We start from the raw sequence: 20799 nt of genomic DNA, 5'->3' as shown, positions 1-20799 counted from the left end.
GGTGTCGTCGACGCAGTACCCGCATTTCCAGCAACGGCAACGCAACGTCGGAGCCGCGCCTGTGCGCGCACCGCCTTCGCGCTGCCAGTGTTCGTCCAGGGAGGATGCAATGCGCTTGGCGGTATTGAGTCTGGCCTGTCTGACCGCGCTGGCGATCACGCCGGCGTACGCGCAGCAGGATGGCCAGGAGGATGCGCAGGCGTTGCGCCAGGAAATCGCTGCCATGCGCCAGGCGCTGGAAGGCATGCAGCAGCGCCTGGATCGGCTTGAACAGCGAGAGGGAGCCGAAGCGGTCACGCCGCAGATGCCGGCGCCGATGGTTGCCGCCGCCAGCAGCGCCAACCTGCTGCATCCCACCCAGGTGCCGGGCGTGGCGCAGCCTGTGCTGCCACAGCGCGAATCCGTGGCCGACCCCTCAACGGCGGCATCGCGTCCCGACAGCGCCGCTGGGCCGACCGACCCGGATCTGAAGGGCTTCTTTGCCATTCCGGGCACCGATACGGTGATCCGCATCGGCGGCTACGCCAAGCTCGATGCGATTGCCGATTCGCGCGCGGCCGGTGATGAAGATCAGTTCATTCCCTCGTCGATGCCGGTGGGCGGTAGCCATCGCGATGTTTCCAACTTCAACATCCATGCCAAGCAGACCCGCTTCAGTTTCGAGGCGCGGCGCCCGACCACACACGGCAACCTGCGCTTCTACCTGGAGAACGATTTCTTCGGCAGCAGTGAGGGGTATGAGTTCCGCCTGCGACATGCCTATGGCCAGCTTGGCAACACCTACGCCGGCTACGGCTATTCCAGCTTCATGGACCCGGACAGCCTGCCTGACACATTGGACTTCGCCGGGCCCGGTGGTGCCGGCTACCTGTTGGTGGCGGGCATCCACCACAGCTTCGCGATGGGCAAGGGCAACACCCTGACCCTCGCCGCCGAAGATCCAAAGACCGAACTGGCTGGTGCCAGCGATGAGCGGGCTGCGGTGAATCGGCTGCCTGATGTGACGGTGACGGCGCGCATGGAGCGTGACTGGGGCCACCTGCAGCTTGGCGCAGTGGCACGCAGCCTGGCCTATGACGGTGATGGCGAGCGCGACCGGCGCATGGCCGGCGGCCTGCAGTTCAGTGGTTCGGCATCGGTAGGCGAGCGTGACCTGTTGCTGTTCGGCGTACTCGGCGGGCGCGGCCTCAGTCGCTACACCGCCGACCTGACCGGCTCCGGACTGGACGCGGTGGTCGGTGCCGATGGCCACCTTGATGCACTGGATCTGCACGGCGGCTTCGTCGGCTACACCCATTACTGGTCCGAGCCGTGGCGTTCGAACCTGATCTTCGGCCAGCTGACCCTGGAGCGGAATGCCGCACTGGCGGCCGAAGCCTTTCGGCAGAGCCGCTACGGCGTGTTCAACCTGATCTGGAGCCCGGCGCCTTCATGGACGATGGGCATGGAGCTGCTGTACGGCCGCCTGGAACAGCAGGGCGGCGCGCGCGGCGACACGGTCCGGGTGCAGGGCAGCCTGCAATACAACTTCATCAAATAGGCGCCAGCGGTCGTACGCCAGCGTAACCCGTCCCCACGCCCGGCTGCACCGGGCTCATGCCAGTACAGGAGATTGTCATGGCAGAAGCAAAGAAAATCGGGGTGGTCGGAGCCACCTTCCTCGTCGCCGGCAACATGATGGGCTCAGGCGTGTTCCTGCTGCCCTCCAGCCTGGCCAAGATCGGTACCGCCTCGATCTGGGGCTGGCTGATCACCACCGCCGGTGCGCTGCTGCTGGCCTTCGTGTTCGCCAAGCTGGGCAAGCTGGCACCCAAGGCGGGCGGCCCCTATGCATACGCGCGTGACTGGTTCGGGCCGTACATGGGCTTCCAGACCAACACCATCTACTGGTTCGCCAACTGGATCGGCAACGTCGCCATCCCGATCGCGGCGGTCGGCTACTTCAGCTACTTCTTCCCGATCCTGTCCGAGCCGCTGGTGCGCTGCATCGCGGTGCTGGTGCTGGTGTGGGCGCTGAGCTTCGCCAACATGATCGGTCCGGCCTTCGTCAGCCGCGTGCAGACGGTCACCACCAGCTTCGCGCTGGTGCCGATCCTGGGCATCGCCATCTTCGGCTGGTTCTTCTTCGATGCCGACATCTTCAAGGGCGCCTACAACGTGTCCGGCGAGTCGAACTTCGGCGCGATTTCCAGCGCTGCGGCGCTCACCCTGTGGGCCTTCATCGGCGTGGAGTCGGCTTCGGTGACCGCAGGCGTGGTGGAGAACCCGGAAAAGAACGTGGCCCGCGCGACTCTGGCGGGTGTGTTCCTGGCTGCCATCGCCTACATCGCCAGTTCTTCGGTGATCATGGGCATGGTGCCCAACGGCGAGCTGCAGACCTCCGATGCCCCGTTCGCGCTGGCTGCGGCCAAGGCGGTGGGGGGCTGGGGTGGTGCACTGGTCAGCCTGTGCGCCTTCATCGGCGCCGCCGGTTCGCTGGGTGGCTGGATCCTGCTGACCGCACAGAGTGCCAAGGCAGCGTCCGATGATGGCCTGTTCCCGAGCATCTTCAGCAAGACCAACAAGGACGACGTGCCGGTCAAGGGCGTGCTGATCGTGGCCGTGCTGATGACCCTGGCGGTGCTGGTCACCTCCACGTCGGAAACCGCGTCGGCCCAGTTCGACGTGATCACGTCGGCGGCGGTGGTGCTGACCCTGCTGCCCTACATCTATTCGTGCGTGGCCTGCTACTTCGTGGTCGAGCGCTCGCACACCCTGGTCCACACCGGTGCGTTCTGGACCCTGACCAGCCTGACCGTCGTGTACTGCCTGTGGGCGATCTACGGCTCGTCGGGAACCATCGTGCAGTACGCCTTCCTGTTCGTGCTGTTCATCACCGTGTTCTATCCCTTCTTCAGCGAGGAGCGCCGCCAGCAGCGGCAGCGCGCCCGCGAGGCATCGGCCATCAGCACCGGCGCCCAGCGTTCCTGAGTTCGACAAGGAGAATCAACGTGTACTTCAAGTCCCTGGACTATCCGGTCATTGTCATCGACAACGACTACGAGTCGCCGCGCATCGGCGGCATCCTGATCCGCGCCCTGGTGGAAGAGCTGCGCAGCAACGACCAGCGCGTGCTGTGCGGCCTGAACCTGGATGATGCCCGCGCCGGTGCCCGCACCTACGTGGCGGCCTCGGCGGTGCTGATCTCGATCGACGGCAGCGAAGAGGTGGATGGCGAGTTCCAGCGCCTGACTGCCTTCCTGCGCGAGCAGAGTGCGCGGCGCGCCAACCTGCCGGTGTTCCTGTACGGCGAGCGCCGCACCATCGAGAAGGTGCCGAGCAAGCTGCTCAAGTACATCCACGGCTTCATCTTCCTGTTTGAAGACACCAAGAGCTTCATCTCGCGGCAGGTGATGCGCGCGGCCGAAGACTACATGAAGAACCTGCTGCCGCCGTTCTTCAAGGCGCTGATCCATCATGCGGCCGAGTCGAACTACTCCTGGCATACGCCGGGCCATGCTGGCGGCGTGGCGTTCACCAAGTCACCGGTTGGCCGTGCATTCCACCAATTCTACGGCGAGAACACGCTGCGCAGCGATCTGTCGATCTCGGTGCCGGAGCTGGGCTCGCTGCTCGATCACACCGGCCCGATCAAGGACGCCGAGAACGAAGCGGCGCGCAACTTCGGTGCCGACCATACGTTCTTCGTCACCAACGGCACCTCCACCGCCAACAAGATCGTCTGGCATGGCACCGTGGCCCGCGGCGACGTGGTGTTCGTCGATCGCAACTGCCACAAGTCGCTGCTGCACGCGCTGATCATGACCGGCGCGGTGCCGGTGTATTTCACCCCAAGCCGCAATGCGCACGGCATCATCGGCCCGATCAGCCTGGACCAGTTCACGCCGGAGTCGCTGCAGCAGCGCATTGCCGCCAACCCGCTGGCCAGCCAGGCCTACAAGGCCGGCTCCAAGCCGCGCATCGCGGTGGTCACCAACTCGACCTACGACGGCCTGTGCTACAACGCCGAGAAGATCGCCGACGAGATCGGCAGCGCGGTCGACTTCCTGCATTTCGACGAGGCCTGGTACGCCTACGCCGCGTTCCACCCGTTCTACGAGAACCACTACGGAATGGCCAAGGGCAAGCCGCGTGAGCAGGATGCGATCATCTTCACCACGCATTCCACCCACAAGCTGCTGGCTGCATTCTCGCAGGCGTCGATGATCCATGTACGCAACTCGGCGCAGCGCAACCTGGATGCTGAGCGCTTCAACGAGTCGTTCATGATGCACACCTCGACCAGCCCACACTACGGGGTGATCGCGGCCTGCGACGTGGCCTCGAAGATGATGGAAGGCGATGCCGGCCGCTCGCTGGTGCAGGAAATGCATGACGAAGCCATCGCCTTTCGCCGCGCGATGCTGCACGTGCGCGATGACCTCGGTCGCGACGACTGGTGGTTCAGCGTGTGGCAGCCGACCCAGGTCGAGCGCAGCCTGGACAAGGGCGATACGCCGGCGCCGCTGGTGGCCAAGCGCGAGGAGTGGTACCTGCAGCCGGATGCGCACTGGCATGGCTTCGAGAACCTGGTCGACGACTATGTGCTGATCGACCCGATCAAGGTGACCCTGCTGACCCCGGGCCTGGCGATGGACGGCAGCATGGGCAAGCTGGGCATCCCGGCGGCAGTGCTGAGCAAGTTCCTGTGGGGCCGCGGCATCACCGTGGAGAAGACCAACCTGTACTCGGTGCTGTTCCTGTTCTCGATGGGCATCACCAAGGGCAAGTGGAGCACCCTGGTCACCGAGCTGATGGCTTTCAAGGATCTGTACGACCGCAATGCTCCGCTGAGCCAGGCACTGCCGACGCTGGCCGCCGACTATCCGAATGCCTACGCCGGCTGGGGCCTGCGTGACCTGTGCGACGCGCTGCATGCGTTCAACCAGGAATTCGCCGTGGCCAAGGTGATGCGCGAGATGTACGTGGACCTGCCGACGCCGGTGATGACCCCGGCCGATGCCTACAACCACCTGGTCAAGGGCGAGATCGAACGGGTCGACATCGAGCAGATCAGTGGCCGCATTGCGGCGACCATGCTGGTGCCGTACCCGCCGGGCATCCCGACCATCATGCCGGGCGAACGCTTTGGCGACAGCGACGAGCCGATCATCCAGTCGCTGCGCATCGCCCGTGAGCAGAACGCCCGTTTCCCGGGCTTCGAATCGGATGTGCACGGGCTCATCATCGAGCAGGAGGGTGATACGGTGTCGTACAAGGTGGAGGTGCTGAAGGCCTGATCCGCAACGGTCGAGCCTTCGGCGAACGATGGATACCGCGCGCGAGCAACGCATCCTGAAGTTCTCGATCGGGGTCACCCTCGCGGTGAGCGCGGTCGGCTTCATCGGTGGCCTGCTGGTGGGATCGCAGGCCATCCTGTTCGACGGCGTGTACAGCCTGGTCGACGTCGCCCTGACCCTGGTGTCGTTGTCGGTGCTGCGGCTGGTGGCGCGGGAGCAGAGCCCGCGCTTCCAGTACGGCTACTGGCACCTGGAGCCGATGGTCGAGGCGCTGGGCGGTGTGATCCTGTCGCTGGCCTGCGTGTATGCGCTGGCCAACGCGTTCATTGGCTTGACCACGGGCGGGCACGAGGTGAAGTTCGGGCCCGCGCTGTGGTGGGCGGCGCTGCTCAGTGCCAGCAACCTGGCGATGGCGGCGTTCGTCGCGCAGCGGGCGCGGCATATGCGCTCCGCTCTGTTGTGGCTGGACGTGCGCGGCTGGCTGCTGGGTGGGTTGATGAGCCTGGCGGTGGTGCTGGCGTTCGTGCTGGCGCTGGTCCTGCACGGTGGCGAGTGGCACCACTGGGTGCCGTACCTGGATTCGATCGTGCTGGCGTTGATCAGCCTGGCGGTACTGCCGGTGCCGGCGCGCAGCGCGTGGAAGGCCATGCGCGAAGTGCTGCAGGTGGCGCCGGATGATCTGGACCGGCGCGTGCAGCAGGTGATGCAGGCGTTCGTGGCCGAGCGTGGCTATGCCGGTTTCACCAGCCACGTGGCGAAGATGGGGCGGATGCGCTTCATCGAGATCCATGTGTTGGCTGACCCGACCACGCCGCTGGGGTCGGTGGGCGAAGTAGATGCGATGCGCGATGAGATCGCGGTGCGGCTGGATGCGCGGAGCAGTACGTTCTGGTTGACCATCGATTTCACGGCGGATCCGGCGTGGACCTGATCGTTGCGCGTGGTAAACCGATCTGTTGCATGGGCGTTGTTTGACCTCAACTCATGTTGAGGTTGCAGACTCACTCGCATCCCCCATGAGGCATGCGGCATGAACCTGCTGACCACCCCGGACCTCGGCCACGACCTGCTGGAACTGTTCAATCCTGCGGGGCTTTACGACCCTTCGGCCAACGGCTACTCGCACGTGGCCGTGGTGCGCCTTCCCGCCCGGGTGATCCATATCGCCGGGCAGGGCGGTGAGGATGCCGATGGCCATCTCTTCCCTGGTTTCGAGGAACAGGTCGAGCAGGCACTGGACAACCTGCAGATTGCGTTGCGTTCGGCGCAGGCCAGCCTGGCCGATGTCGCACGGTTGCGCATCCTGGTGGTCGACCACGACGAGGACCGGCTGGGCATCATTGCCCGGCAGGTGCGGCGGCGTTGGCCGAACCGCGCAGCGCCGACATGCACCCTGATTCCTGTGCCACGGCTGGCGCTGGACGGCATGCTGTTCGAGATCGAGGCGGAGGCCTACGCCGCCTAGCGCAGGTAGTACTCCACCGGCACCACCAGTTCCTGCGGTGTCTTCATTTCCACGGGAATGGGCGGCAGCGGCTGCGCGCGGCGGAACGTCTGCAGCGCGGCGTCGTCGAGCATCGGTTGGCCACTGGACTGCTCCAGGCGCAGCGCCAGCAGGCGGCCGGCGCGATCGATGCTGGCCCTGACCCAGGTTGTCCCCTGCTGCCGGCGCGAGCGCGCGGCGGCGGGGTAGTAGCGGTAACGCTCCAGCCGCGCCATCAGGCGGGCTTCCCACTGGTCGCTGGCGGCGCCGGCCTGGAAGTCCGCCGGTGGCGCGTCTGGAGCGGGCGGCGCGGCCGTGATCGATGCCGGTGCGGGACTTGCATCGGTCACGGCCGCAGGCGGGGCGACCGGCAGGGCTTGCCGGCCAGGGCCACCGCGTTCGCTGGCGGCCACCTCGCCCTCGCGTGCGGCGGTGGGCTTCGGTGGAGGGGGCGACTTCGTTGGTTGCGATGCGCGCGCCTGCTGCGCCTGGCTCGGGGTGTCGGCCTGGCGTTCTTCCACTGGCTGGGGCGGCGTCGCCGGCGCCAGCAGGCGCAGGCTGATGCGCACGTCCTGCTCAGGCGGCGGCAGCAACGGCGGCGTGGCCAACCAGTGCACCAACAGCAGCAGGGGCAACAGGTGCAGGCCGATGCTGATGGCGACCGCCTGCCAGTGTTGGCCGCGCTCACTCATCGTCCAGCACCCATAGCAGGTCGGCGTCGGCCGCATCGACGGTTTCACCCGGCGAGGCCAGTGCGATCACCAGCGCCGGTGTGTCCGCTGGCAGGTAGCCCGGCACGCCGGTACCGCGCAGTACATGCCAGCGACCGGCCACCAGCAGCGCGGGTGCAGGTGCCTCGGTCATTACCTGTGCCATGCGCGTGTCGCGGGCCTGTTGCACGGCCAGCATCCCTTCCAGCATCGGTGCTGCGTCCGCATGCTGGGCCAGCACCACGGCCGACAGGCGTTGCCGGGCAGCGGGCACCGGGAACCGCACTGCATCCGCGGACGCCAGGCGGGCATTGACCTCGGCGCGCGAGAGATTGCCGCCGAGCAAGGGAATGTCGGCTGCGGTGGTGTCTTGCACCAGCCCCCCATAGGCGGTCCACGGCCATCGTGTATCCCAGCCCAGCAGCTCCTGCAGGCGCGCACCGTCGGCATGGTTGCCCTTGGCCAGCCAGCGCTGCACCCGCTGCAGGCGCGGTTGACGCTCGCTGGCAATCATCTCCAGCACCAGCGCGCCTTGTGGACGCTGCTGCTGCAGCGCGTGCAGCAGCCAGCGCTGGGCGGCGTGGTCTCCGGCCAGGTCGTGGCGTTCGCCCAGCAGCAGTCGCGGGGCGTTCGCTGCGCGCTTCACGAACGCAGCTTCGTCCAGGGTCTGGCCGCTGGCCAGGTCGATCACCGTGCCAGGCAGCGGATGCGCGCTGGCCACTGTCCCCAGAGCGAGCAGGCATGCGGGCAGCCAGCGACGGCTAGAACGCCACATTGACGCCCATCGAGACGGTGCGGCCACGGCCGTTGCCGCGGTCCAGGATCGGGCTGAAGATGCTGTCGATCGAGGCATTGTTGTCATAGGCCTTGTTCTGCAGGTTTTCGATGTTCAGCCACAGCGTGGTGTTGGGCTGGGGCTTGAAGCTGGCGTAGACGTCAAGCAGTACACCGGTACCGCCGGTCTTGCGGGTCTGGAAGAAGTCGTAGCCTTCTTCGGTGGGCCCGGAGTATTCGGCGCGCAGGCCGGCCTGCACGCGCTGCTGCCACCAGCGGCCGCCCACGTCCAGCGTCCAGTAGCGGTCGGGCAGGGCGGTGATGTCTTCCAGGTTGACGAATTCGATGGCGGGCGCGCTGGTGTGCGAACGGGTCCAGCTCAGCGTGGCGTGGTAGTGCTCGCTGGCGTAGTGCGCTTCCAGCTCGATACCGCGCATGCGCACCACGCCGGGGTGGTTCATCCAGCGCGTGGTGGTGCTGAAGTCATCCACGTCCAGCGCATCGGTCCAGGCATTGAGCTGCGGATCGCTGTCGATCGGTACGACGAATGGCTCCACTTCCGGCGGATGCACGATCAGCAGGTATTGCGGCTTGATGTAGTCGCGGATGTGGTTGTCGAAGCGGGTGACGCGCAGCTGGGCCAGGTCGCCGTCAACCAGCAGCGAGTCGGTGCTGAGGTTGGCGCCGAACTGCAGGTTGCGCGAGCGCTCGCGGCGCAGGAACGGGTTGGCACCCACGCCGTCGGCATCGCTCATGCCTTCCAGCGGGATTTTCTCGAAGAACATCTCCTGCACGCGCGGCGGGCGCGATGTGCGCGAGACTTCGGCGAACAGCTGCAGCCAGCCGGTGGCCTGCCACGAAACCGCCAGGCTGGGGCTGAGCGCGTGCTGGGTGCGGCGCACGTCGATGCTGCCGCCGTTGATCTCCGCGCACTGGCCGGGGACATCCGAGCACACCGGGACGTGGCCACGGATGCCGTAGCGATCCTGGCGCAGGCCTGCGGTCAGCGCGTAGACGTCGTACTGCAGTTCCAGCGTACTGAACACACTGTCCAGCTGGCTGCGGCCCTGGGGGTTGGCGCCGCGCAGAACCGGGGTATCGGCCACGTAGATGTCCGACTGGTGCTTGATGCCGGTGTTCCAGCGCGCCTGCAGCGCGCCGATGTCGAAGCGGCTGGTGTTGTCGAGGGTCCAGCTGCTCAGGCTGCTGTGGGTGCGGCGGCCGATATAGCTGGAGTCCTCCACCGGCGGATAGAACAGCCGGGTCTTGTTGCTGGCGAAGGTCGCACGCAGGTCGATCCACGGCGTGTAGGGCGTGTAGTGGTAGCTGGCACGCTGGTTGCGCGCGGAAATCTGCCACGGATAGTTGTGGTAGAAGTCATTTTCGTAGCGCATGTGGCTCAGGTCCAGTCGATGCTGGTCACTGGGCTGCAGGCGTGCTTTCAACAGCCAGCTGCTGGGTTGCTGGCTGCCGGGGTCGGCATTGTTCTTCTGCCCGCGTGCCGTGGCGTACTCGCCGCTGCGACTGCTGCTGGCGGCGGCCAGCAGGCCGAACTGGCGGTCACCACCGTCTTCGCTGTGGCGCCATGCGCCGGCGAAGGTGCGGCCGCTGCCATAGCCGTTGTTGCCATGGCGATAGCCCGCACGCAGGCCCCAGTCACGGCCTTCGCCAAGCAGGTCATCGATGTCCAGCGTGCGGAAGTTGGCACTGCCGGCCAGCGTGCCGGCGCCATCACCGCCGGCCACCGCGCCGCGCTGCACGTCCACGCCGGCCAGCAGGAACGGGTCGACATAGGCGAACGGGCCACCCGAGCCATGCCCGGCGTTGTTGCGGAAGGTCTGGGTGACACCATCGATCATGGTGTTGACGCGGCCGGCGCCGGTCATGCCGCGGATGTTGACCTGCAGGCCGGGCTGGCTGCGAGAATGGAAACTGTGGGTGCCGGGCATCGAACGCAGCAGGCTGTTGCCGTCCTGGCGTTCGGCCATCGCCACGCGCTCGCTGCCGACCGCCGGCGCGAAGCCATCGCGCGTGGCCGGCACGTACTGGCTTGCGCCTGCACCGGGGGAATGACCGTTCGCGGTATCACCCTGCACGCGCAGCGGGCCGGTTCGACGGCTGCCATCGGCGGGTTCGGCCGGCGCCGGTTCCAGCGTGGCGCGGCGTGCGTCGATGAAGCGGGGGCGCAGGCCGCTGCCGGCCAGCAGGCGCGACAGGGCCTGAGCGTCGTCGAACTGTCCGTGCAGCGCCGGCGCCGTCTGGCCGCCCGGCAGAGCCGCACCGATCACCAGGTCGACACCGGTCAACCGGCTGTAGGCATCCAGCGCGCTGGCCAGCGGTTGCGCAGGAAGATCGAAGTAGCGGGTGGCGGCCTGCGCATGAGCGCTGGCGGACAACAGCGGAAGCGGAGTGGCGCAGGCCAGTGACAGGGCGAGGACAAGGGGGCGGTGAAACAGCATCGGGGGGCTCCAGGGGCTGACGCAGCGCGTCGTCATCCTGGGTAGACGCAGCGGCAGGGCCGATGTCAGGGTGCATCGCGATGTCCCCTGCGTGGTGGCAGCCAGACCTGCACGCCCGCGCCGAGGCGGAGCACGCGCACATGCAGCTGGGTGGCCAGCTGGTCCCGGCTGCGCGCCGCACCGTCAGCGCTGCCGAGCAGGGTGACCGGCTGCTGGCGCAGGTGTGCGCCGATGATCCAGGTATGGCCGCCATGCCAGCGATCCAGGTCCTGGGTGACCTCGGCCAAGGGCATGGAGACCCAATGCAGGCGACGTTCGCGCCAGGCCAGCGCGCTGTGGCTGGGAGCCAGGCCGACGGTCGCTGCCTGTCCATCGAAGCGCAGCTGCTGCCCTTCGATGGCCTGCTCACTGCGGCTGCCGCTATCCACGCGGACGCGATGCTCGGTGACGGTGACCACGCTGTCGTTGTCCTGCACGGCAAGGTCGAAGGCCGTGCCGAGCGCGGTGACCGTGCCGTGCGCCGTATGCACCTGGAACGGATGCTGCGCATCGGCGGCTACCTTGAACCAGGCCTGGCCGTGCTGCAGCTGCAGCTGGCGGCGCTGTGCATCGATGCGGACATGGACTTCGCTGCCGGGCGAGAGCAGCACGTGCGAGCCATCCGGCAGGGCTTCTTCGCGGATCTCGCCCGACGCCGTGCGCATTACCTGGGCGGCGGGTGGCGCGGCCTGGCGGGTATACAGGCCCAAGGCACAGAGCAGCAGCACGGCAGTGCCGGCGTCGCGCAATCGTCGGCGCTGCCGCTTGCGCTGGTGCCGCTGCAGGCTGGGCGTCGCATCACCCGCCTGCCAGAGCGCCTGCAGGTGCTGGTACTGCGCGGCGTGGCGGTAATCAGCGTGGTACCACTGGTTGAACGCACGTTCGTCGCGGCCGCCGTCGTGGCCGTCCAGCCACCAACGTGCGGCCTCGCGCGCGATCGCTTCCTGGTTCATGCGCCGGGTACCTGCTGCAGTGCCACCAGCGCACGCAGCAGATGGCCGTGCGCCGTCTGCCGGCTGATACCCAGCTGGCGGCCGATCTCGGCCAGTGCCATCTGCTCCACCCGGGCCAGCAGGAATACCTGGCGCGAGCGCGGTGGCAGCGCGGCGATGATCGCATCGAGATGGCGCAGCTGTTCGGCGTCCAGCAGGCGCTGCTCCGGCAGCGGTGCAGGATCGGCGAGGGCGTGCAGTTGCGCGTCATCCAGCGCTTCCTCACGACGGCGCTGGCGTTGCCGGTAGTGATCAGCGATCAGATTGTGGGCGACGCGGTACAGGTAGGCGCGGCCGTTGCTCAGCAGGCCGCTGGCGGCGACCTTGACGACGCGCAGCCAGGTTTCCTGGACGACGTCATCGGCGTCGCTGCGTTGCGGGAGTTTACGGCGGACATGGGCGTGCAGCGGCCGGTAATGGGCCGCACACAGCTGCGCGACATCCGTCGGTTCGACAGGCGTGGACACGGGGCGGGCGACAACTGGGAAAGGGAACAGCCCGCGGCGGCAAGGGCAGCGGCTGCACCTTACAGCAAAAGAGAATCATTTGCATCTATAGATGGGCATGGCACACCTGCCCGGACGCGGGATCAGCGCGGGCGATAATCGCAGTGGATCTGCAGGGCTTCGGTGGAGTTGTGGTGCAGTTCGAAGCCGCAGTGCTGCAGGCTGTGCTTCACCCGCGCGACTGCGTTCGAAGCCCCGGGTGAGCAGCAGGCGCAGTGGCGACACGCAGCCCTTGGTGGCTGCCGCAGTGCAGGGTCAGCATGGCGGAAGATTGGCATGCCGGAATGCCGTCGGGTGGTGCCGACCGCTGGCCGGCAAACCTGTTCTGCCGTCGGGTGCCGGCCAGCGGCCGGCACTACCATCGTCGGGTCAGATGTCGCGGTACTGGATCTGCGAAGCCAGTACGCGCAGGCCATCGGCATTGCTGGACAGGATGCGTTCTTCGCCAACTCCCTTCTGTCGCGTCAACTGGAAGCCCTGGTCGGCAGGCAGCTGTGCGGCGATGGCATCCATGCGCTGCAGCGCATCGGGGCCGCTGCAGTCGAAGTGGCCCCAGCAGGCGCCATCGCGGTGGATCTGCAATCGGTAGTTCATCGCGGCATCTCCGGCAGGTCCTGCAGCCAGTGGTCGAACATTGCGGTGGCCGCCGCCGCCAGCGGTGCGCCATAACGACGTGCCTGGGCGCGAAGATCGTTCGGATCGATGCCGGCCTGTGCCAGTTCCAGGGTGTGACCGATCAGCCAGCGCTCGAACTGGCGCGCGTCCAGCTCAGGATGGCATTGCAGTGCCAACGCATGGTTGCCGATGGCGAAGGCCTGGTGGCGGCAGGCCGGCGTGCTGGCCAGGCGGTGTGCACCGGTTGGAAGTTCGAACGCTTCGCCATGCCAATGCAGCACGGGAATGCCCTGCAGTGCCTGCAGTGGTGAGCGCTGGCCGTCATCGGTGAGCAGCAGCGGCGCAAAGCCGATCTCCTTGCCGCCACTGGCGACGACGTCGGCACCGAGTGCACGCGCCATCAGCTGCGCACCGAGGCAGATGCCCAGCGTGGGTCGCTGCTGCTGCAGCCGACGTTGCAGCAGCGCGATGCTGTCGTTGAGGAAGGGATAGAGATCTACGTCGTTGACGCTGACCGGACCGCCCAACACGACCAGCAGGTCGGCGGCTTCGGCCGGATCGAGGGCGTCGACACCGGCCTGCAGCACCTGCAGCTGCCAGCCTTGTGCCAACAGCAGAGGCTGCAGGGTGCCGAGGTCTTCAAAGGCAACGTGTTGCAGGACAACCGCGTGCTTCATGCCAGGGCTCCGCTGTTCGGCCAGTAGAAGCTGTCCGGGGTGGCGCGGGCGCCGAAAATGGCCTGGCCGACGCGGACCACGGTGGCACCTTCCTCGATGGCCACTTCGAAATCACCGGACATGCCCATCGACAGCTGCGACAGGTCGAGGCCGGGCGGGGCGGTGCGTTGCAGCTGGTCGCGCAGTTCGCGCAGGCGCACGAAGCAGGCGCGCACGCGCTCGACGTCGGGGGTGAAGATGGCCAGGGTCATCAGGCCGCGTACGTGCAGACGATCGAAGGCCGGCAGCTGCTGCACGAAGGCCTCGACCGCGTCGGGTTCCAGTCCGTACTTGCTCGGCTCGGCCGAGGTGTTGACTTGCACGAACACATCCAGCATGCGGTCTTCCAGCTGCAGGCGCTGCTGCAGGGCCTCGGCCACGCGCAGGCTGTCCAGCGCCTGGAACTCGCTGGCGAAGCGCGCCACGTAGCGCGCCTTGTTGGTCTGCAGGTGACCGATCACCGACCAGTGCACGCCCAGGTCGGCCATCGATTCGGCCTTGCGCTGCGCCTCCTGCACCTTGTTCTCGCCGAGTTCGTGGCAACCGGCGGCCACCGCCATGCGGATGCGGGCGTCATCGACGGTCTTGCTGACCGGCAGCAGGCGCACGCTGGCCGGGTCACGGCCAACGCGGGCGCAGGCCGCGGCGATGCGTTGGCGCACCGTGACCAGGTTGGCGGCGATCTGTTCAACGGACTGGGCGACGGGCCAGTCGGCAGCGGCAAGGGGCATGCGGGCACCTCCAATGCAGGGTGGCCAGGGTGGGATACACTGGCACAGGACAAGATATATTTTGGCATAGGACAAAATGAAAATCACCGGACATAGCGCCGAGTCGATCTTCGACAGCATCCGCGACGGCATCGGCAAGGGCCGCCTACCGGCCGGCAGCGTGCTGCCGCCGGTGCGTGAATTGGCCGGGCAGCTGGGCGTGAACCGCAACACTGTGGCCGCTGCCTACAAGCGACTGGATGCGGCGGGCCTGGCCAGCACGGCGGGCCGTCGTGGCACCGTGGTGCGTGGACTGCCGCCGACGCTGGCACGCGAGGGCAGTACACCAGGGCTGGCCCTGCAGGACCTCGCCGGTGGCAACCCCGATCCGCGCCTGCTGCCGACCCTGCGCCTGGCCCCGGCGGCACCACGGCTGTATGGCGTGGGCACGGTCGACCCGAGGTTGCAGGTGCTGGCACGCGCCTCGCTGGATGCGGACTGCCCCGAGGGGTACGCCCTGGAGCTGACCCATGGCGCGGTCGATGGCATCGAACGCCTGCTGGCGGCGTGGCTGCTGCCGGGGGATCGCATCGCAGTGGAGGATCCGTGCTTCCTCGGCAGCCTCAATGTGCTCAATGCTGTGGGCCACGCGCCGTTGCCGGTGGCGGTGGACGCGCATGGCATGCAGGTCGATTCGCTGCGGCAGGCGCTGGAGGCCGGCGCACGCGCGGTGCTGCTGACCCCGCGTGCGCACAACCCGACCGGGGCCAGCCTGGATGCGAAGCGGGCGCGAGCGTTGCGGCAGTTGCTGGCGGCCTACCCGCAGGTGGCGGTGCTGATCGACGATCACTACGCGCTGCTTTCGCAGCAGGCCTACCACTCGGTACTGCCGCTGGATGGCCGGCGCTGGGCGCTGTTGCGTTCGCTGTCCAAGCCGCTCGGCCCCGATCTGCGGCTGGCCTGGTTGGCCTGTGACGACGAGACCGCGTCGCGGTTGCGGCTGCGGCTGGCGTCCGGCACCGGCTGGGTCAGTCATCTGCTGCAGGATGCGGCGACGTCGGTGCTGGCCTCGGCGACGCAGCGGGCAAAGATCGCCTCGGCGGGCGAGCGTTACCAGCAGCGGCTGCAGTCGCTGCAGGAACTGCTGCGCGCGCGTGGCGTGCCGACGCCGCTGCCGATGGAGGGATTGAACCTGTGGTTGCCGTTGCCGGCCGACAGCCATCCGCAGGTGCTGGCGCTGGCCGCGCGCGGATGGCATGTGCGCGCGGGCGAGGTATTCGCGGTGGCGGCGCCGGGGCATGGCCTGCGCATCACCTGCGCGGCGCTGGGGGCGGCGCAGCTGCGGCTGCTGGCCGATGATCTGGCGGCGGTGTGCGGTCTGTAGAAAAAGGCAGATCAGGGCGCGGCGTTGGCACCCGGGCGCACGTAATAGGACTGGCCGCTGTCATCGACGAACATCAGTTCCGGCTTGCCCTGCCAGGAGGTGAGCATGGCGCCGGTGTTGTTCTGGTGCTTGACCATCAGGCTGGCGCCGCGGTCCGGGTTGGCCACCACTTTGAACACCTCCGTGGTGCCATTGGCATCGTCCAGGGTCAGCACGGCTTCACCGCCACGATCGCTGGTGCCATAGCCCCCGCGTTCGGAGCCATCCGGGCCGAGCAGGATCAGGCCGGACAGGGCGGTGGCGCGCGGCCCCTGGGTACGGCCCCGGCTGAGTGGGTCGGGCACCGGCGCGCCGAGGATCACCCGTGGTTGGCCATTGCCATCGTGGATGATCAGCCCACGCGCTTCGATGATGCGCTGGGACGATTGGCTGCGATGCAGGCTCCAGGCAGTCCAGCCGGAAACCAGCAGGGCGAGTATGGAGACCACCAGCGTGGTCAGCAGCAGTGCACGGGGCATCGTGTCGTCCTTCCTTGGATGCAGCGACGATAGCGGATGCGGGGGACTGATGACCAGTTCGCTGTGTGACGCTGTGTATCGTCAATGGAAATCGCGGCTGTGGCTGCGCAGCCCCTGCAGCAGTTCATCCAGGCAATGCATGCGCTGCACGATGACATGCTGTACTCCATCGACGCGTTCCAGGCGGCCGTCGATCTGCATCAGTTGGGTATCGACCAGCACGCGGTGCTGGCGATCGGCCAGGTGCCGCCAGACCACGGCGTTGACCATGCCGGTCTCGTCCTCGAGGGTGAGGAAGGTGACGCCGCTGGCGGTCTGCGGGCGCTGGCGCATGCGTACCAGGCCGGCGATGCGCACGCGACGGCCATGGCCGTGGCCCGCCAGCTGCGCGGCGTCCAGGCAGCCACGGCTGCGCAGCTGCGCGCGCAGGAATGAGATGGGATGGCGGCCGAGGGTGGTGCCGGTGCTGCGGTAGTCGGCCTGCATGTCCTCCCAGGCGCTGGGCAGGGGCAGTGGCACGCGGGCTTCGGCGGTGGCGCGGGCCTGGTCGAACAGCGGCAGCCGGTTCTCCACGCCGGAGATATCCCAGCGTGCACGATGGCGATGGCCGCTGAGCCCACGCAGCGCACCGGCATCGGCCAGCAGGCCCTGCTGGCGGCGGTCCAGTGCGGTGCGCTGGCACAGGTCGCCGACATCGTCGAACGGGCGACGCGCACGTTCGCGCATGATGGCCTGCACGGCCGCTTCGTTGCAGCCTTCGATCAGGCGCAGGCCGAGCCGGATCGCCGCCGGCCCCTTGCCGAAATCCAGTGTGCAGTCCCAGTCGCTGTGGCGCACGTCCACCGGCAACACGCCGATGCCATGCCGGCGCGCGTCGTGCAGCAGCTGGTCGGGGCTGTAGAAGCCCAGTGGCTGGCTGTTGATCAGGCTGGCAGTGAACGCGGCCGGGTGGTGGCACTTCAGCCAGCAGCTGGCATAGGTCAGCAGGGCGAAGCTGGCGGCATGGCTTTCCGGGAAGCCGTAATCGCCGAATCCCTTGATCTGCTCGAACAGGTGCTCGCCGTATTCCAGGCTGAAGCCGTTTCTCAACATGCCCGTCAGCAGCTTTTCGCGATGCGGTTCCAGGCCGCCACGACGCTTCCACGCCGCCATCGAGCGGCGCAGGGCATCGGCCTGGCCAGGCGTGTAACCGGCGGCTTCCACTGCCAGCTGCATCACCTGCTCCTGGAACAGCGGCACGCCCAGCGTGCGTGCGAACACGCGTTCCAGCCGTGCTGGATAGAGCGGATTGTCCGGATCGTTCAACGCGTCCGGTCCCTGTTCGCGCAGGATCCGCCGCCGCTCAAGGTAAGGATGGACCATGTCGCCCTGGATCGGGCCGGGACGCACGATCGCCACCTCGATCACCAGGTCGTAGAACTCGCGTGGCTGCAGGCGTGGCAACATCGCCATCTGCGCGCGCGACTCGATCTGGAACACGCCGATGGTATCGGCGGCGCAGATCATGTCGTAGGTCGGGCCGTCTTCATCGGGAATTGCATCCATGCGTCCTTCGTGCAGGCCATGCTGCTGCAGCATCGCCAGGCATTTGCGGATGGCGGTGAGCATACCCAGCGCCAGGCAGTCGACCTTCATCAGACCGGTGGCATCCAGGTCATCCTTGTCCCACTGGATGACGGTGCGGTCGGCCATCGCCGCGTTTTCCACCGGCACCAGGGTCGACAGCGGATGCTCGGAGATCACGAAACCGCCCGGGTGCTGCGACAGGTGGCGGGGGAAGTCGATCAGCTCGGCGGTCAGCGCCAGCAAGCGCCGCATCAACGGCGTGTCCGGATCGAAGCCACGCTCGCGCAGGGTTTCCGGCAGCGGGATGTTGCCGCCCCAGTGGTCCATCGCCGCGCCCAGTTCGTTGACCTGGTCCATCGGCAGGCCAAGTGCACGGGCGACGTCGCGGATCGCGCTGCGGCCACGGTAGCTGATGGCCACCGCAGTCAGCGCGGCGCGTTCGCGGCCATAGCGCTTGAATACATACTGCAGCACTTCCTCGCGGCGCTCGTGCTCGAAGTCGATGTCGATATCCGGTGGCTCGTCGCGCTCGGCGGAGATGAAGCGCTCGAACAGCAGGTTGCTGCGCGCCGGGTCGATCTCGGTCACGCCCAGCACGAAGCACACCGCCGAGTTGGCCGCCGAGCCGCGGCCCTGGCAGAGGATGCCCTGGCTGCGCGCGAAGCGCACGATGTCCTGCACGGTGAGGAAGTAGGAGGCGTAGTTTTTCTGCCTGATCAATGCCAGTTCGTGCTCGATCTGCGTGCGCTGTGCCGGTTCGATGCCGCCTTTCCAGCGCCAGGGAATGCCACGCTCGACCAGCACGCGCAGCCAGCTGTCCGGGTCGTGCCCTTCGGGCACCAGCTCGCGCGGATAGGTGTACTGCAGCTGCTCCAGGGTGAAGTGGCAGCGCTCGGCGATGCGCAGGGTCTCGGCCAGCAATTCGGGCGGATACAGCTGGGCCAGCGCGGTGCGCGGGCGCAGGTGGCGCTCGCCGTTGGGGAACAGGCGCCAGCCAGCCTCGGCCACGCTGCAGCGGTGGCGGATCGCGGTCAGGGTGTCCTGCAGGGCGCGGCGGCGGCGCACGTGCATGTGCACATCACCACTGGCGACCAGCGGCAGGCAGTGGCGTTCGCCGAAGGCCTGCAGTTGCTGCAGGCGGCGTGCGTCGTCGTGCTCGTGGTGCAGCTCCACCGCCAGCCACAGCCGTTCAGCGAAGCCGGTGCGCAGCAGCTCCAGGTCGGTGGCGGCCGGTTGCCGGTCCAGCCACAGGCACAGCAGGCCATCGGGCAGGCCGAGCAGGTCCTCGCGCAGGCAGCGGTATTCGCCCTTGGCGGCCCGTCGGCGGCAGGTGGTAATCAACTGGCACAAGCCGGCGTAGGCGGCCTGGTCGGTGCACAGCAGGGCCAGCTTCGGCCCGTCCTCGACCTGGAATTCGGCACCGACAATCAGCGCCACGCCATGGGTCTTCGCCGCCTGCCAGGCGCGTACGATGCCGGCCAGCGAGCATTCGTCGGTGATCGCCAACGCGCGGTAGCCCTGGCCAGCCGCGCGCGCGAACAGTTCTTCGGCGATCGAGGCGCCACGCTGGAAACTGAAGGCCGACAGGCAGTGCAGTTCGGCGTAGCCGGGCAGTTCGCTGTGCATGGCGGCTCAGCCGAACCAGCCGTGCAGCATCCACGGTGCATGTGGATCGTTGCGGTCACGGAAAGCCCAGCCGCGCTGGCCATGCGCGGTTTCCACCACGTAGTAGTCGCGGCGCGCGTCGGCCTGGTCCCACCAGCCTGATTCGATCCGCTCCGGCCCGGCAACGATGCGCAGGCGCGGGTCACGCAGCGGTTGCGGGGTGTCCAGCAGCCAGCCTGGGCGCAGTGGCCAGTATGCCGGTGGCTTGGCCGCAGGCTGGATGCCGCTGGCGCGCTCGGGGCGGTGGTCGGCCTGTACGGCCAGCGGCTGCACGGCGTCATCGCCGAGCCGCGCACGCAGGCGCTCGCGCAGCTGGTTCCAGGGCATCGCCTGCGCCGGCCGGGTGTCGAACAGGTCGCGCGCGGCGGGCACGAACGGTGGCAGCTGTTCGGCCTGCAGGCGCAGTGCGCGGCTGCCAGCGGGCAGGGCGAACGCTTCCATGCGGTTGCGTGCGATCTCGAACAGCAGCGCGGGATCGCGTTCGGGTGCCAGCAGGCCGATGGTCAGCACGCTGGCCGGCAGCAGGTCATGCTCGAAATGCAGGTCGAAGCGCTGCACGCCGCCATCGCGCGAACACAGGAAGGCCGCCAGGTCCAGCAGCAGGCGGCGCAGCGGGAACAGCAGGGCCTGGCTGGATTCAATCTCGTATTCGAATTCGATGCGCGCATCGAAACGGTCCGGTGGCTGGTAGTAGCGCAATGGCGCGGTGGGCAGGCCGCGCAATGCATCCAGCTGTTGCAGCACGTCGGGCGCGAAGCGCCGGGCCAGGCTGTCGCGCGGCAGCTCGAGCACCGCACCCAGCGTGCGCAGGCCGGAACGGCCGAGGACGGTCACCGCATCGCTGGGCAGGCCGCAGCGTGGCAAGGGAAGCTGTGCCAGCGCAGCCGGCAGCTGCTGCGCATCGATGCCGAGACCATCGTGGACGTTGGCCAGCACGCGCGCGGCATGCGCGGTGGGTGCGGCCACCAGGCGGTGGCGGAACCCGAGTTCATGCAGTTCGTTGCGCAGGCGCTTCTCGATCGTCAGCCAGTCACCGAACAGGGCACGGCTGGCGCCGATCTCCAGCACCAGTGCATGCGGGAAATCGAGGCTGACCTGCGAGCTGTAGGCGTAGGCCCAGCTGGCCAGCAGCTGCCGGGTGTGCTGTTCGGCGTTCGGGTCGTAGTCGTGCAGGTGCATGTCCTGCACCAGCACCTGCGCGGCCGACAGCAGCATGCCCGGGCGCAACCCCGCTGCGCGGGCGGCCGGGCTGACCGCACGCAGCACGCGGCGCTGTGCCGGCCCCTGCAGCAGCACCAGTGGCCGCTGCGGGTCCGGCTGCAGGCGCATCACGCTATCCAGCGCCAGCTGCGGCAACAACAGGCAGGCCCAGTGCATGGCGCG

The 20799-nt window shown here is 67.7% G+C and carries 17 protein-coding genes; 6 read left to right on the top strand and 11 right to left on the bottom strand.

What is annotated here, in order from left to right; all coding sequences use genetic code 11:
* Nucleotides 1-109: 109 nt before the first annotated feature.
* The 5 genes from CCR98_RS12680 to CCR98_RS12660 all read left to right on the top strand — a co-directional run bounded on the left by CCR98_RS12680 (nucleotide 110) and on the right by CCR98_RS12660 (nucleotide 6744).
* Complete coding sequence (locus CCR98_RS12680; protein ID WP_087922910.1) at nucleotides 110-1540, top strand: DcaP family trimeric outer membrane transporter; 1431 nt, start codon at nucleotides 110-112, stop codon at nucleotides 1538-1540.
* A gap of 77 nt (nucleotides 1541-1617) precedes the next feature.
* Complete coding sequence (adiC, locus tag CCR98_RS12675) at nucleotides 1618-2970, top strand: arginine/agmatine antiporter (protein ID WP_087922909.1); 1353 nt, start codon at nucleotides 1618-1620, stop codon at nucleotides 2968-2970.
* Between the two features lie 20 nt (nucleotides 2971-2990).
* A complete protein-coding gene (locus CCR98_RS12670; RefSeq protein ID WP_087922908.1) occupies nucleotides 2991-5279 on the top strand; it encodes an Orn/Lys/Arg decarboxylase N-terminal domain-containing protein in 2289 nt (762 codons plus the stop codon).
* A 28-nt stretch (nucleotides 5280-5307) separates the two neighbouring features.
* The gene (locus tag CCR98_RS12665; protein WP_087922907.1) at nucleotides 5308-6210 is read left to right on the top strand and encodes a cation diffusion facilitator family transporter; all 903 of its coding nucleotides are present in this window, start codon (nucleotides 5308-5310) and stop codon (nucleotides 6208-6210) included.
* 99 nt (nucleotides 6211-6309) lie between these two features.
* Nucleotides 6310-6744 carry a RidA family protein gene (locus tag CCR98_RS12660; protein WP_087922906.1) on the top strand — a complete coding sequence of 145 codons (435 nt, stop codon included), beginning with the start codon at nucleotides 6310-6312 and terminating at the stop codon, nucleotides 6742-6744.
* Here CCR98_RS12660 and CCR98_RS12655 read toward each other — a convergent pair.
* From CCR98_RS12655 to CCR98_RS12615, 8 genes are all read right to left on the bottom strand, one after another.
* The gene (locus CCR98_RS12655) at nucleotides 6741-7454 is read right to left on the bottom strand and encodes an energy transducer TonB (RefSeq protein WP_087922905.1); all 714 of its coding nucleotides are present in this window, start codon (nucleotides 7452-7454) and stop codon (nucleotides 6741-6743) included. The genes CCR98_RS12660 and CCR98_RS12655 overlap by 4 nt on opposite strands.
* Nucleotides 7447-8247 (bottom strand): ChaN family lipoprotein, encoded by an 801-nt coding sequence (locus CCR98_RS12650; RefSeq protein ID WP_087922904.1) that lies wholly within the window; start codon nucleotides 8245-8247, stop codon nucleotides 7447-7449. The genes CCR98_RS12655 and CCR98_RS12650 overlap by 8 nt, the downstream gene beginning before the upstream one ends.
* Nucleotides 8234-10705, bottom strand: a complete 2472-nt coding sequence (locus tag CCR98_RS12645) for a TonB-dependent receptor (protein WP_087922903.1) — start codon at nucleotides 10703-10705, stop codon at nucleotides 8234-8236. Before CCR98_RS12645 ends, CCR98_RS12650 begins: the two co-directional genes overlap by 14 nt.
* A gap of 65 nt (nucleotides 10706-10770) precedes the next feature.
* A complete protein-coding gene (locus CCR98_RS12640; RefSeq protein ID WP_087922902.1) occupies nucleotides 10771-11697 on the bottom strand; it encodes a FecR domain-containing protein in 927 nt (308 codons plus the stop codon).
* The gene (locus tag CCR98_RS12635) at nucleotides 11694-12203 is read right to left on the bottom strand and encodes an RNA polymerase sigma factor (protein ID WP_087922901.1); all 510 of its coding nucleotides are present in this window, start codon (nucleotides 12201-12203) and stop codon (nucleotides 11694-11696) included. The genes CCR98_RS12640 and CCR98_RS12635 overlap by 4 nt, the downstream gene beginning before the upstream one ends.
* A 408-nt stretch (nucleotides 12204-12611) precedes the next feature.
* Nucleotides 12612-12836 carry a hypothetical protein gene (locus CCR98_RS12625; RefSeq protein ID WP_087922899.1) on the bottom strand — a complete coding sequence of 75 codons (225 nt, stop codon included), beginning with the start codon at nucleotides 12834-12836 and terminating at the stop codon, nucleotides 12612-12614.
* Complete coding sequence (locus CCR98_RS12620) at nucleotides 12833-13534, bottom strand: glutamine amidotransferase (protein ID WP_087922898.1); 702 nt, start codon at nucleotides 13532-13534, stop codon at nucleotides 12833-12835. The genes CCR98_RS12625 and CCR98_RS12620 overlap by 4 nt, the downstream gene beginning before the upstream one ends.
* Complete coding sequence (locus CCR98_RS12615) at nucleotides 13531-14304, bottom strand: YggS family pyridoxal phosphate-dependent enzyme (RefSeq protein ID WP_087922897.1); 774 nt, start codon at nucleotides 14302-14304, stop codon at nucleotides 13531-13533. Before CCR98_RS12615 ends, CCR98_RS12620 begins: the two co-directional genes overlap by 4 nt.
* 76 nt (nucleotides 14305-14380) lie before the next feature.
* On the opposite strand from CCR98_RS12615, the gene ptsJ reads away from it, so the two are divergent.
* On the top strand, nucleotides 14381-15667 hold the full coding sequence (gene ptsJ / locus CCR98_RS12610) for a transcriptional regulator PtsJ (protein ID WP_087922896.1): 1287 nt from the start codon (nucleotides 14381-14383) through the stop codon (nucleotides 15665-15667).
* A gap of 11 nt (nucleotides 15668-15678) precedes the next feature.
* Here the strand turns inward: ptsJ and CCR98_RS12605 are convergent, their stop codons facing one another.
* From CCR98_RS12605 to CCR98_RS12595, 3 genes are all read right to left on the bottom strand, one after another.
* Complete coding sequence (locus tag CCR98_RS12605) at nucleotides 15679-16185, bottom strand: hypothetical protein (protein ID WP_087922895.1); 507 nt, start codon at nucleotides 16183-16185, stop codon at nucleotides 15679-15681.
* Between the two features lie 81 nt (nucleotides 16186-16266).
* The gene (locus CCR98_RS12600) at nucleotides 16267-19377 is read right to left on the bottom strand and encodes an error-prone DNA polymerase (protein ID WP_087922894.1); all 3111 of its coding nucleotides are present in this window, start codon (nucleotides 19375-19377) and stop codon (nucleotides 16267-16269) included.
* Nucleotides 19378-19383: 6 nt separating this feature from the next.
* The gene (locus tag CCR98_RS12595) at nucleotides 19384-20793 is read right to left on the bottom strand and encodes a DNA polymerase Y family protein (RefSeq protein WP_087922893.1); all 1410 of its coding nucleotides are present in this window, start codon (nucleotides 20791-20793) and stop codon (nucleotides 19384-19386) included.
* Between the last annotated feature and the right edge of the window lie 6 nt (nucleotides 20794-20799).

It is taken from the genome of Stenotrophomonas sp. WZN-1, from assembly GCF_002192255.1.
GTDB lineage: Bacteria > Pseudomonadota > Gammaproteobacteria > Xanthomonadales > Xanthomonadaceae > Stenotrophomonas.
Note: the sequence above shows the minus strand (reverse complement) of the source record. Positions and strands in the feature narration are given on the sequence as shown.